This is a genomic window from Jutongia sp. SJQ-6, assembly GCF_054161275.1.
Genome location: NZ_CP195314.1, coordinates 631340 through 644309 on the forward strand (window position 1 = coordinate 631340; position 12970 = coordinate 644309).

Here is a 12970-nt window from a genome sequence, read left to right on the forward strand (position 1 = left end):
TATTTCCCGTTCCTTTCTAATTTCTCGCCTCAACGCAGACACCACAGCCAAATTTTGCAGCACCACAGCCGGCACATTTTGCACGGCAGTTTGGTGTCACTTCTTCCGCCAGAGATCGTTTATATTCCCGCAGCATAAACTCCTTCGTTACTCCAATATCAATAAAATCCCACGGAAACAGCTCGTCCTCGTCACGCGTTCTTCCATTATAAAATGCCATGGTGAGCCCATGATCTTCCATTGCTTTCTGCCAGCGGTCATAGTGGAAATACTCGCTCCACGCATCATAGAAACAGCCATCCTGATATGCTTGAAGGATCACATCATTCAGTCTGCGGTCTCCTCTGGCAAACACACCCTCCAACTCCGATACATCCGCATCATGACAGTTATATTTGATACTCTTTGCATTAAGCTGATTTTTGATCTTGTCCAACAAAAAGAAACGCTTTTCCTTCGCCTGCTCCTTTGTATTCATCGGTGCCCATTGGAACGGTGTAAAAGGCTTTGGTACAAAGATCGACGTACTCGTTACAATGTTTACTTTGCCGTTTCTCTGATCCTTCGGCAACGTATAATATTCTCTGGCAATCTTATCTGACAGCTCTGCGATCCCCGCAATGTCATCTTCCTGCTCTCCCGGAAGTCCTAACATGAAATACAGTTTTACTCGATTCCATCCACCGCGGAACGCATCCATAGCACCTTTTAAGATCACCTCTTCCGTCAAACCTTTGTTGATCACATTACGCATACGCTGTGATCCTGCCTCCGGTGCAAACGTTAGACTGCTTTTGCGAATATCCTGTACTTTCGACATTACATCCAACGCAAACGCATCAATACGCAAAGACGGCAGCGAAATATTTACCCCTTTGTCCCGGTATTCATCGATCAGCCAATATACTAATTCCGGCAGTTCCTTGTAATCGCTGGAGCTGAGGGAACTTAAGGAGATCTCATCATACCCCGTGGATTCTAACATTTTTCTGGCATGATCTTTCAAAAATTCCAAGCTGCGCGGACGGATCGGTCGATACAGCATTCCCGCCTGACAAAATCGGCATCCGCGAATACAGCCGCGCTGAATCTCTAATACGACACGTTCCTGTGTTGCCTTGGTATAAGGTACAAGCGGTTTCTCCGGATAAAAGGTGTCTGACATCTTGTCCTCCACCTGCTTTATCACTTTCTTCGGTGCCTCTTCACAGATCGGATAAAAATCTGCCAATGTTCCATCCTCATTGTAACTCGCCTCATAAAACATCGGCACATAAATGCCCGGGATCTGTGCCGCACGTTTGAGAAATGCCACCCTGTCTTCACCGGTCTTTTTCCATTCTTTATACGCATCCATCAGATCAAAATATACCGTCTCTCCTTCTCCGATATAAAACATATCAAAAAAGTCTGCAATCGGTTCCGGATTATACGAGCATGGGCCGCCACCAATCACAAAAGGATCCTCCATCGTTCTATCGACTGCTTTCAGCGGTATCTGTGAAAGATCTAACACCTGCAAAATATTGGTATAACACATTTCATACTGCAACGTGATCCCTAAAAAATCAAATTCTTTGATAGGATCCTGTGACTCTAATGCAAACAACGGGATCTTTTGCTCCCGCATGATCTTATCCAGATCCACCCATGGTGAATAGACACGCTCGCAGTATATATCCTCTCGCGTATTAAACATATCATATAATATTTGAATCCCAAGATGTGACATACCAATCTCATAAACATCCGGGAAACACATACAAAAACGTATATCAACTTTTGAGGGATCCTTTTTCACCATATTGATCTCGCCGCCAATATATCTGGCCGGTTTTTCCACCGACAAAAGTACCTCATCGCTCAATGCCAGTTTTCTCATGTTCATCCTCATTTCTTGACAAAAAGACGTTCACCGGTAAAAATCCCGCCTCTTTGTATCCTATACTTTTATTTTGTAAATTGACTTATGCCCTGTGCAACAGCATCTGACACCTGTTCCCACAAGTGATTATCCATGAGACATTGCTCAATCCACTCCTTATCGTACCCAAAAACAGAACCATTTTGTAAACAATAGCACACTGCTATACTAAAAAGCACCCCTGCCGTCACCAACCGGAGCAGACGACCGGGATGCTCAGAGCGTTTTGCCGTTTCATATGTCATATTTTCCCGGCCAAATGCTTGTCGAGCCATATGAAGACGTTCCTCCCGGCTTTCTACCGGTTCTATCCCCTCTAAAACAACCTTATTCTGTTTTTTATATTCCTGCTGTCTCATCACATATTCTCCAACACTGATCACTTTTGATAGTATATATGAGACAACCGGCACAGATATTCCTATTTCCACTGCAATACAACAGTTGGATACTGCGCACGCGTCGGATTTATTGCTGCCATGGATCGTTTGGATACTCTTCGCAGCGATCTCTCGTCAATAAATTTGCCAATGCGTCTTTTGCAGACAGATTTCCAAAAAGCACCTCATTGATTTCTGATACGATTGGCATGCTGACCTGATATTTCTCGGCTAGTTTCTTTGCCGCTTTCGCCGAATAAACACCCTCTACAACCTGTTTAACCTCTTTCATCGCTTCGTCCATCGTATAGCCTTTACCGATCAATACACCTGCGTTGTGATTGCGGCTGTGTCTGCTCGTACAAGTAACGATCAGATCACCGATACCTGACAATCCTGCAAACGTTTCCAAACGTCCTCCCATCGCAATTCCAAGTCTGGCAATTTCGGTAATTCCCCTGGTGATCAACGCTGCCATGGTATTATCACCACAGCCAAGTCCCACACTGACACCCGCCGCTAAGGCAATCACATTTTTGATCGAGCCACCAAGTTCGATACCGATCATGTCAGAGCTGGTATATACTCGAAAACGATCGTTCATAAAAACTTCTTGCAGATAGCAGGCGAACTCTTTCGTCTTCGCCCCTACCACAACGGTTGTCGGCATTCCAATCGAAACTTCCTCTGCATGGCTTGGTCCGGACAAAACAGCAACTTCTGCACACGGAATTTCCTGCTTGATAATATCACACAATGTCATCAACGTATCTTCCTCAATGCCTTTTGCCACATTGACAACACGCTGTCCCTCCGGAATATAAACTGCTGCCTCTTTTGCCGTTGCGCGAACGAACGGAGATGCTACCGAAAAGACAATCAGATCATTGCCCTCGCAGGCCTGTTTTAAGTCTGAAGTGACAACAATAGAATCCGGTAGTTTCACACCCGGCAAACGATGAATATGTTCTCTGTGCTGCTGTAGCATATCCACCTCAGCCTGCACTTTTGACCAAAGAGTAACATCATGTCCGTTTTGTGCTAACATGATCGCTAGAGCAGTACCCCAGCTGCCTGCCCCCAAAAAGCTTACTTTACTCATTTACCTTCTCCTCCTTTTTTGCCCCAATCTTATTCTCCGTACCATGGAACAGCCTGACAATATTCTGTCTGTGCTGCACATAAGCCAACACGGTAAATAATAAACTTAAGATCATCATATGTAAAAACAACGGATTCTTTCCATCCAGCCAATGAAATACCAATGTATTCACCGGGATATACCAGGCTACAAATAATGATCCCACTGATACATACCGTGTTATAGCGACTGCAATAATAAAAATCGCAAGACCGATCGGTATCATGATCGGATTGGCTGCCGATAATACAACGGCCGCCGTAACTGCAATTCCTTTACCGCCTTTAAATCTTAAATAGAATGGAAAATTGTGTCCTAAAACAACGCCTAAACCAAGGTATAAGCATAATAAATAGGCTTCTTCACCTTGAAACAGACAGCGGATGATCACAATGGGAACGATTGCTTTTGCCAAATCGCCGACAAATGTAATAAGTGCCGGAAGCTTACCGAGTGTTCGAAGCACATTCGTTGTTCCTGCATTACCGCTTCCCTTTGTTCGAATATCCATATGATACAGTTTGCCAACAAAATAACCGCTGGATATACATCCGCAAAAATAACCAATCACCAGACAAATGATACGGTACAACATCATCTTTTACCTCTCCTAATCACTTTTATTTTTTACTGCGCTCGCGAATCAGAAATCGCAGTGGCGTTCCTGCAAAGCCAAACGCTTCTCGTATTTTATTCTCCAAATAACGGGTATACGAAAAATGCATTAGCCGTTTATCATTTACAAAGACAACAAAAGTCGGTGGTTTCACACTCACCTGCGTCATATAGTAAATCTTCAAACGGCGTCCTTTGTCTGAAGGTGGCTGCTGCATGGCAACTGCCTCCATCAAGATCTCATTGACCACTCCGGTAGCAATACGCATCGAATGATTCTGGATTACCGTCTCTAATGCATCAAACAACTTTGGAATACGCTGCCCGGTCTTGGCCGAGATAAATAAGATCTCCGCATACGGCATAAACGATAATGTATTGCGGATTTCATTGGTAAATTTCTTAACCGAATGATTGTCTTTCTCAATGGCATCCCATTTATTAACCGCAATGATCATACCGCGTCCGCGGTCATGTGCAATACCTGCAATCTTGGCATCCTGCTCCGTAATGCCTTCCTCGGCATCAATCATCAGCACGACCACATCAGCACGTTCTACTGCCGATACCGTTCGCAAAATACTATATCGCTCAATTTCTTCCTTGATCTTATTTTTGCGTCTGAGTCCCGCTGTATCAATAAACACATAGTCTTTACCTTCCCAGCAGATGTCAGTATCGATCGCATCACGAGTCGTACCGGCTACATCCGATACGATCACACGGTTCTCTCCTAACAGTTTATTGATCAAAGAGGATTTACCAACATTGGGCTTACCAACGATTGCGATACGCGGTCTCTCATCCTCTTCCTCTTCCAGATCTTTTGGGAACAATGCGGTTACTTCATCCAGCATATCACCCAGTCCCATCTTATTCAGAGAGGAGATAGGATGTGGATCCCCAATTCCCAGATTATAAAACTCATAGACATCCGGGAGCATCTTGTCGTAATTATCTACCTTGTTAACGACCAATACGATATCTTTGTGCGCCTTGCGCAGCATATCAGCCACCTTATAATCCGCATCCAGAACACCCTGCTGCACATCTACGACAAACATGACGACATCAGCCATTTCAATCGCCATTTCCGCCTGTTCTCGCATGCTGCGCAGCATCTGATTGCTTGTCTCCGGCTCAATACCACCGGTATCCATCAATGTAAAATTATGATTCAGCCAGCTAACTTCCGCATAAATACGATCTCTTGTTACACCTGGCGTATCTTTGACAATTGCGATCCGCTCTCCGGCGATCATATTAAACAGCGTTGACTTACCAACATTTGGTCTTCCAACGATAGCCACAATTGGTTTACTCATATCTTTCCTCATTTCTGCACACATTTTCCATGCATTACAACCTCTGTGTCAAGTGTGCTCCGACACAATCACTGCATTATTGCTCAACAACATTCTTTACGAGATAAGAGAGTACTTTCTCACGTAAAAGATCTTTCTTTACAATTGTTTTCGCATCAAATCCATAATAAGACTTAAATGTCTTATTCAATTCTTTCTCATTCTTACTTCCGGTATTCGTTAAAAGCTTGTCCAACTCGCTTTTATACTCTTTGTTCGTAATTTCCAGGTTCTCTTTTTCAGCAATTGCATTGTAAACAACTTCTTCACCGGCTGCATCCTTAGCAGTTTGCTCTTTTTGTGATTCATAGCTGTCTTTTGTCATATTCTGTGCTGAAATATAATCATCTAATGTCGTATTCTGCTGTTTCAGATACGTATTTAAAGCAGTTTCCAGACGAGTCTTGTTATCCTCGATCAACTGCTTTGGATAATTGGAAATCTTGGAATCCGATACAACTTTGTCCCATGCCATATCTTTTACAACATCCTCGCGAAGTTTTGCCTGATACTCCTTGGCTGTATTATAGCCGGACACATTGTTCTTTACAAATGTATCATCAAACTTTGGCACATTTGCCTTACCACGCTTAGAATTGATCGTTACCGTAAATACTGCCGGCTTTCCTGCAAGATCCGAATTGACCGAATACTTCTCCGGGAAAGTAAGCTTAATGTCACAGGTTGAACCAATCTTCTTACCGATCAATGCCTTTTCGAAACCGTCAATAAACGTATTAGAACCGATCGTAAGATCGTAACCGGATGGGTTGGTATCTTTTGTCAAAGATCCACCGTCAAATGCTTTACCGTCTACTTTTCCTACATAGAAAATATTGACCGTATCTCCATTTGCTACCGTTCCTTTCTTCACAGCCTCATACGTTTTATTCTGATCCAACAACTGATCGATCTGCGTCTTGAGCTTTGACTCAATATCTGTTTTTTTGAGCGTAACTTTTTTGTATTCTGTCAAAGTAACCGCTTTCTGATAATCAATATTCTCCACCTTCTGCTCTGTCGTCTTTTTCTTGCCACATCCTGCTAATGTTGTTACACACAATGCAACGCACAGTGCAGTTGCAAAATACTTCTTTAAATTTCTCACAATATTCCTCCTTATTTTGGCCTTTACCAATCCACGATTTATCTCTCAAACCGTATATTTTCCTGTTATTTTAGAACAAAATTCGATCCAAAAAACACTTTGTCACAATATACAACACTCTACGTTATACCATAAAACGACCAAAAAAGAAAGTCTATTGACTGAAAAACTAAAACACGGTATATTTTTATAGGACAATTCTTTGTTCTCTCCAGACAGGATCGTGAGCAGAACATTAGAATAAAATCGGTTATTTACAGAATGGAGAAATAAGATCATGGCAAACAGAAAATTACAGGATGCAATGCCTCTCGCTCCACTTAAGATCGTGGCAATGGGTGGCTGTAGTGAAATCGGTAAACGAGTAAATGAGATCATCATTGCAAGACGTAAAGAAGCTCTTGCAGCTTCAAACAAACCGGATTTTATGACATCAGATTATTCCATCGACAACTATTTGGTTGACTTTGAATGTCTTCGCTTCGGGACCGGAGAAGGACGTGCTGTCGTCAACGAATCGATCCGAGGAAGCGATCTATTCATTATATCGGATACTGTCAACTATCATGAGACGTATGATATGCATGGCAATAAGATGCATATGTCACCCGATGATCATTTTATGGATCTAAAGCGTGTCATCATGGCCTGTAGCGGACATCCAAGACGAATCACTGTGATCATGCCATATTTGTATGAAGGCAGACAGCACGTGCGTCTGATCAATGAATCCTTAGACTGTGCACAGGCAATGCAGGAACTGATCCGCATGGGCGTTGAAACGATCATTACTTTTGACGCGCATGACAATCGCGTCCAGAATGCCATCCCTAACAACGGATTTGATAATTTCTTCACATCATATCAATTTATCTCGACAATCCTAAATGATATGCCGGATCTTATTGTGGATAATGAACATTTAATGACGATCAGCCCGGATGAGGGCGGTATGCGCCGTGCGGTATTTTATTCCAACCAGCTTGGTGTCGATATGGGTATGTTTTTCAAACGCCGCAACTATTCTACACTGGTGAATGGAGAGCATCCTGTGATCTCCATGGAATTCCTTGGTAATGATGTTTCCGGCAAAGATGTGATCATTGTGGACGATATGATCGCTTCCGGCAAAACAGTACTGGAAGTTGCCAAAGAACTCAAAAAAAGAAACGCTGCACGCGTTATTATCTGTGCAACGTTTGGTTTATTCAATGACGGACTGGAGGAACTTGATCAGGCATACAAAGAAAAGGTATTTGATCATATTTACACAACAAACCTTTGCTACTGCCCTTCCGCTCTAAAGGAACGTCCTTATTATCATAACGTAGATCTGAGCCGTTACATTGCACTCATCATTGATACTCTTAATCACGACACATCTGTCAATGACATTATGAATGCAACAAAGCGTATTCAGGAATTGTTAGAAGAACGTTCTAAGAACATTTCTTCCAAATAAATCCGTTCAAATTGCCACGTTTGCCGGCAGTTGCACGGTGTGAAAATAGCAGATCTTTATGACAGCAGGTGCACATTCCGGATACCTGGATCGACTCCGGAGGAACACCTGCTTCTTTTAATGTTTCATAACAGGCTGCCCAGAGATCTAACTGATATTTGCCCGGTTCTCTACCCGGTTCAGCAATCTGACGCATCTGATCTTCTGCATATACGCAGCTTAGTGCACTCACTACATCTTCACTTACTTCATAACATTGTTGACAGATCGATGGTCCAATGACACAAGCCATATCCTTCGGATCTGAACCATATTGCTGAACCATCATTTCTATTGTTTTGCGGCCAATCTGACCAACTGTTCCCCGCCAGCCGGAATGAGACGCGGCTACAATGCGGTGCTTCGGATCCACAATGAATAATGGAACACAGTCTGCATAAGATGTTGCAAGAACAACATTTTCTTCTGCCGTAATAAGACCATCTATTCCCTGAAGTTTCCTGTGTAATTCCGGTCCTGCCGTATGCTCTTTTGTAACACTTACTACCTTTGTATCATGCACCTGATCCGAAAATACATAGTCATCTGCGCTGACGCCGATCGCCCCGGCAAACAAACGGTAATTTTCTTTTACATTTTCCAGGTCATCTCCCTGTTTCCAGCCAAAATTCATACTGGATAAATACCCTTCGCTAACACCACCTAACCGTGTCGAAAACGCTGCCCCCATCCAGTCTTTCCAAGGATCAAAACAAGAAAATCGCAGCACTGGGATGCCATTTTGTATTTCCATATATGTCGAGTACTGCGATGACATACGTTCGTATTCCTTAGCCTCCGGTGTATTTTTATTTTGACTCCATTCTACACTACCAAACTTTTTCTCAAAAGCTTCTCTGCTCCATTTTTTTCGCATTATTTTCCTCCTTTTTAGCCGCAGTAATCAAATGCATCTTGTATATGCGTTACCGCACTCCCCTGCACTGTGATCACATCAAAACGACAAGGTCTTTGTTCCTCATAGCCATGATAGGCATAATAATACATTGCAGATTTACTGATTCTCCATTGTTTGCGATGATCTACCGCATCCGTAGCTGCACCATAACGACGGTTGCTGCGATATTTAATCTCCACGAAAACCAGCACTTCATCCTGCTGTGCTATAATATCAATTTCTCCATAGGGGGTATAATAATTACGTTCTACAATGCAATATCCCTGCTTTTTCAAATAATCCGCTGCAAGCTGCTCATATTTTGATCCTATCTGACGATTATTCTTTCCCATTAAATCCACCCATGACCTTACTTCTTCAAATGACAAACATCTCTTTTACTGGTGCACTTTCTGCCTCAAATGATATACATCCCTTTGACTGATGCACCTGCTTCTTCAAATGACAAACATCTCTTTTACTGGTGACCTTACTTCTTCAAGCGATCAACGTCCCATTTACCCTTGATCTTATCCATAGAATCTACAAATACCAACACTTCCGCTACCACTTGATACAGCTCAGGCGGTATAAACTCACCGATCTCAACATTCTCCAGACTCTTCGTCAGCCCTGCATCCTGATGTACCGGGATATCATGCTCTCTGGCAGTATCCAAAATACGCTCTGCCACGTGCCCGCGTCCACTGGCAACCACTTTTGGCGCACGATCTTTTTCCGGTTCGTATTCCAATGCAACAGCCGAACGTTTCCGCACCTGTTTCATGACATCACGCCCATAAATTTTCCCCTGATGCTTTTGTTCCATAAGCCATCTCACTCCATAAAATTCTTAATAAATGTTCTGCGATGGATCGGGCAGGGTCCATACTTTTTGATTGCTTCAATATGTTTTGCTGCCCCATATCCCTTATGACCTGCAAATCCATACTCTGGATATAATGCATCCATTTCCATCATCATATGATCTCTTGTTACTTTTGCGATGATACTTGCCGCCGCAATAGAAACACTTTTGGCATCTCCTTTGATGATGCCCACCTGTTTCGTCTCAACCTCCGGAATGTGCACGGCATCTACTAACAACAGATCAGGTGCCGGCATCAAAGCTGCTATGGCATCCCGCATCGCCTCATATGTTGCCTGTAATATGTTGATCTGATCGATCCGCTCTGGCGATGCAATCCCTACGCCATAACAAATCGCCTTTTCCTTGATCTCCTCATACAATTCTTCCCTGCGCGCAGCCGATAATTTTTTAGAATCATTCAGATATAAAATTTCCACATCTTCCGGCAGGATCACTGCTCCGGCTACTACCGGACCGGCAAGCGGACCTCTGCCCGCCTCATCGATCCCGCAGATCGCATGATATTCACTGTATTTATGTTCAAAAAAACGCATTGTCTCTAAGCGTTCCCGCTCTTTCACAAGTTTTTGCGCTTCTTTTTGATATTTTGTAATAAGATTTTGAACCCCTTTCCGGGAATCTCCGGCATATTGCACATAAAGAGCCTCTTTGTCGTCACCTGACTGTTCAAACTCCTGCTTGATCTGTGCGATCGACTTGATATCACTCATAAGCTCCTCCTTACTGTTATCTTACCCGGCAATGCCTCCCATTTTTGAGAGTGGGAAAATACGTGCACAAGCCTTTCCGATAATGCTTTTACGCCTTATCAGCCCTACATAACTGCTTCGACTGTCCGTACTCATATTACGGTTATCTCCCAGTACAAAATACTCATCATCCGCTAATGTGATCGGCTCCACCGCATCTCCCGGATCATCGATCACTTTATCTTTTCCATAAGTGTCATCTTTTAATTCTTTGCCATTAATATATACTTTTCCCTCTATGATCTGCACTGTCTCTCCAGGCAGTCCAATAACGCGCTTAATGTATTTGGTATCCGAATTGTAGTAAGGCACCGGAAATACGACGACATCATACCGTTTGGGATCTCCAAAATAATAACTCATTTTCTGGATCAATACTGTATCCCCATTGGTCAACGTAGATTCCATTGATTCGCCTTCTACTTTCGTTGGATTTGCAACGAAAGAGGTCACAACTGATGCAACACAATATGCAATAAATACACAGATGGCAATGACTAAAAGATTTCCAAATAAACGTGAAGCTTTCGTCTTTTGTTCCTGTAACTCTGGATCTTCGGACTTTTCTTTCACCGTATGGAACACATCCGATAGAATATCGACCGCTTTGTCCTTACCGGCCTTTACCATATCAAACACACGCTCTACCGGTGGTTTCACACCATTCTCTGCACGTTCCTGACGAATTCTGGCATTTTCTTTATCTGCCTGCCGCTGAATCAATGCATTTCTTTTTGCACGTGATTCTTTACGCTCTTTCTCTAATCCTTGAGCAAAGATTTCATTGATCTGTTTCTCAGATAATTTCTGCTTACTGACACTACCTGCCGCAGTCTGCGTCTGTCCCGGATAGCCAGATGCACTGGTTCCTGTATACATCTGCTGCGCTGTATTTTGTGTACGAGGGTCAGTATATACCGGTTGCTGTGTCCTGTTCTGTGTATGTGGATCAATATACACCGGCTGCTGTATCCTGCTCTGTGCAAGCGGATCAGTATATACCGGCTGTTGTGTCGCACTCTGTGTACCATAACTTGCAGCATACTCTCCTCTGGCTCTCGCAGATTCCTGCTCAAGCTGATGAATACGCGCTTCCAAGGCTGCAACTTCTGCCTGACGTTTCAGCTCCTCTGCACGCTCCTGTAGTATTCTTGCTTCAGCTTCTGCCTCCATCGCTGCACGCTGACGCTCTGCTGCCAAAGAGCTATTGCTCTGTATAAAGGTTTCACGTGCAGCACTTTCTGCCTCACGCTGTTTTTGTATTCTCTGCTGCTGTTCCTGTTCTATACGCAGTTGTTCCTGCTCCGTCTGCTGTTTTTGTGCTTCTATGCGCAATCGTAGCTGTTCTGCCTGATCTGCCTGTCTCCGACTCTGCACTTCCATCTGCTGACGTGCCTGTTCCATTGCTGCAGTATGCGCTCTCGCCTCTTCCTCACGCTGAAGCTGCTCCTGTTTCGCCGCAAGCTGTCTTGCTTGCTTCTCCTGCTCCCGAAGCCGCATTGCCTCCTGCCTTGCCTGAACCTCTCTCTGTCTTTCCAATTCCTGTCTTCGGATTGATTCCTGCTTTGCAAGCTCCTGTTGACGTAATGTTTCTTGTTGTTTTGCAAGCTCCTGTTGTCGCTGCTGCTGTAGTTTAGCACGAGTTCTGGCAACTGCCTCTCGTTGTGCCTGTGCAATACGTTGTGCTTCCGCTTCTTCCAACTGTTGTTGTTTTCTTGCTAACGCTTCTGTCTCTGCCCGCTGCTGCTGTAATTTATTCTGCAGCTCCAACTCATGCCGGTGCTGCTCTAAAGCAGCTTCTTCTGCTGTCTTTCTTTCCTGTTCTGCCTTAAGTCTGGCTGCTTCTTCTGCCGCCTTTCTTTCCTGTTCTGCCTTAAGTCTGGCCGCTTCTTCTGCTGCCTTTCTTTCCTGTTCTGCCTTAAGTCTGGCTGCCTCTTCTGCCGCCTTTCTTTCCTGTTCTGCCTTAAGTCTGGCTGCCTCTTCTGCCGCCTTTCTTTCCTGTTCTGCCTTAAGTCGAACAGCTTCTTCGTTTGCCTTTTTGGCTGCCTCAGCTCGCGCAAGTGCCTTCTGTCTCGCCTGTTCACGCTGCTTTTCCTGTATACGTTTGGTCTCTTCTTCTTTCTCCAGCAAACCGCCCATCGCTTTGGCCGACGTCTCTGGTTCCGGCGGGGCAATAAATGGTTTTACAGCATCAAAATCAACACTCACCGGATCCTGTTCTTGCAAAATATGATCCCATGAGTGTGACTGTGTTTCCATTTCCTCCGCCATAACAGATAACGACTTGTCCTGCGATTCATTTGCAGTGCCCTTATCTGTAGCAGATATATCCTCGTATTCTTTTATTTGACGACAAAACTCAAGACTATCCTCGATTTCGTTCTTATCGTACATACTG

Annotated in this window: 12 protein-coding genes; 1 reads left to right on the forward strand and 11 read right to left on the reverse strand. The window is 43.8% G+C overall.

Features of this window, described 5'->3' with window-relative positions:
• Positions 1-16: 16 nt before the first annotated feature.
• The 6 genes from ACSAJE_RS02955 to ACSAJE_RS02980 all read right to left on the reverse strand — a co-directional run bounded on the left by ACSAJE_RS02955 (position 17) and on the right by ACSAJE_RS02980 (position 6532).
• Positions 17-1882, reverse strand: a complete 1866-nt coding sequence (locus ACSAJE_RS02955) for a TIGR03960 family B12-binding radical SAM protein (RefSeq protein ID WP_022025130.1) — start codon at positions 1880-1882, stop codon at positions 17-19.
• Positions 1883-1950: 68 nt separating this feature from the next.
• On the reverse strand, positions 1951-2283 hold the full coding sequence (locus tag ACSAJE_RS02960; RefSeq protein WP_118690426.1) for a hypothetical protein: 333 nt from the start codon (positions 2281-2283) through the stop codon (positions 1951-1953).
• A gap of 109 nt (positions 2284-2392) precedes the next feature.
• Positions 2393-3406, reverse strand: coding sequence for an NAD(P)H-dependent glycerol-3-phosphate dehydrogenase (locus ACSAJE_RS02965; protein WP_458009636.1), 1014 nt, complete (start codon positions 3404-3406; stop codon positions 2393-2395).
• Complete coding sequence (gene plsY / locus ACSAJE_RS02970; protein ID WP_243034660.1) at positions 3399-4043, reverse strand: glycerol-3-phosphate 1-O-acyltransferase PlsY; 645 nt, start codon at positions 4041-4043, stop codon at positions 3399-3401. The genes ACSAJE_RS02965 and plsY overlap by 8 nt, the downstream gene beginning before the upstream one ends.
• A 22-nt stretch (positions 4044-4065) precedes the next feature.
• A complete protein-coding gene (gene der / locus ACSAJE_RS02975) occupies positions 4066-5385 on the reverse strand; it encodes a ribosome biogenesis GTPase Der (RefSeq protein ID WP_458009637.1) in 1320 nt (439 codons plus the stop codon).
• A gap of 76 nt (positions 5386-5461) precedes the next feature.
• Positions 5462-6532, reverse strand: a complete 1071-nt coding sequence (locus ACSAJE_RS02980) for an FKBP-type peptidyl-prolyl cis-trans isomerase (RefSeq protein ID WP_458009638.1) — start codon at positions 6530-6532, stop codon at positions 5462-5464.
• A 277-nt stretch (positions 6533-6809) separates the two neighbouring features.
• Here ACSAJE_RS02980 and ACSAJE_RS02985 point away from each other — a divergent pair, with 277 nt between their 5' ends.
• Complete coding sequence (locus ACSAJE_RS02985) at positions 6810-7994, forward strand: ribose-phosphate pyrophosphokinase (RefSeq protein WP_458009639.1); 1185 nt, start codon at positions 6810-6812, stop codon at positions 7992-7994.
• Here the strand turns inward: ACSAJE_RS02985 and pgeF are convergent.
• The 5 genes from pgeF to lepB form a co-directional block, all read right to left on the reverse strand.
• Positions 7972-8910: a peptidoglycan editing factor PgeF gene (gene pgeF / locus ACSAJE_RS02990; protein ID WP_458009640.1), complete on the reverse strand. Its 939-nt coding sequence runs from the start codon at positions 8908-8910 to the stop codon at positions 7972-7974. The two genes, ACSAJE_RS02985 and pgeF, sit on opposite strands and share 23 nt — an antisense overlap.
• A 14-nt stretch (positions 8911-8924) precedes the next feature.
• Positions 8925-9284, reverse strand: a complete 360-nt coding sequence (locus ACSAJE_RS02995; RefSeq protein ID WP_022025121.1) for a YraN family protein — start codon at positions 9282-9284, stop codon at positions 8925-8927.
• Between the two features lie 137 nt (positions 9285-9421).
• A complete protein-coding gene (locus ACSAJE_RS03000) occupies positions 9422-9760 on the reverse strand; it encodes an EscU/YscU/HrcU family type III secretion system export apparatus switch protein (protein ID WP_022025120.1) in 339 nt (112 codons plus the stop codon).
• Positions 9761-9768: 8 nt separating this feature from the next.
• Complete coding sequence (locus ACSAJE_RS03005; protein WP_022025119.1) at positions 9769-10533, reverse strand: ribonuclease HII; 765 nt, start codon at positions 10531-10533, stop codon at positions 9769-9771.
• A 21-nt stretch (positions 10534-10554) separates the two neighbouring features.
• Positions 10555-12966 carry a signal peptidase I gene (lepB, locus tag ACSAJE_RS03010; RefSeq protein WP_458009641.1) on the reverse strand — a complete coding sequence of 804 codons (2412 nt, stop codon included), beginning with the start codon at positions 12964-12966 and terminating at the stop codon, positions 10555-10557.
• Positions 12967-12970 lie beyond the last annotated feature (4 nt).

Coding starts and splice junctions, on each gene's coding strand:
- ACSAJE_RS02955 (WP_022025130.1), bottom strand. CDS start 1,882: ATGAGAAAACTGGCATTGAGCGATGAGGTACTTTTGTCGGTGGAAAAA.
- ACSAJE_RS02960 (WP_118690426.1), bottom strand. CDS start 2,283: ATGAGACAGCAGGAATATAAAAAACAGAATAAGGTTGTTTTAGAGGGG.
- ACSAJE_RS02965 (WP_458009636.1), bottom strand. CDS start 3,406: ATGAGTAAAGTAAGCTTTTTGGGGGCAGGCAGCTGGGGTACTGCTCTA.
- plsY (WP_243034660.1), bottom strand. CDS start 4,043: ATGATGTTGTACCGTATCATTTGTCTGGTGATTGGTTATTTTTGCGGA.
- der (WP_458009637.1), bottom strand. CDS start 5,385: ATGAGTAAACCAATTGTGGCTATCGTTGGAAGACCAAATGTTGGTAAG.
- ACSAJE_RS02985 (WP_458009639.1), top strand. CDS start 6,810: ATGGCAAACAGAAAATTACAGGATGCAATGCCTCTCGCTCCACTTAAG.
- pgeF (WP_458009640.1), bottom strand. CDS start 8,910: ATGCGAAAAAAATGGAGCAGAGAAGCTTTTGAGAAAAAGTTTGGTAGT.
- ACSAJE_RS02995 (WP_022025121.1), bottom strand. CDS start 9,284: ATGGGAAAGAATAATCGTCAGATAGGATCAAAATATGAGCAGCTTGCA.
- ACSAJE_RS03000 (WP_022025120.1), bottom strand. CDS start 9,760: ATGGAACAAAAGCATCAGGGGAAAATTTATGGGCGTGATGTCATGAAA.
- ACSAJE_RS03005 (WP_022025119.1), bottom strand. CDS start 10,533: ATGAGTGATATCAAGTCGATCGCACAGATCAAGCAGGAGTTTGAACAG.
- lepB (WP_458009641.1), bottom strand. CDS start 12,966: ATGTACGATAAGAACGAAATCGAGGATAGTCTTGAGTTTTGTCGTCAA.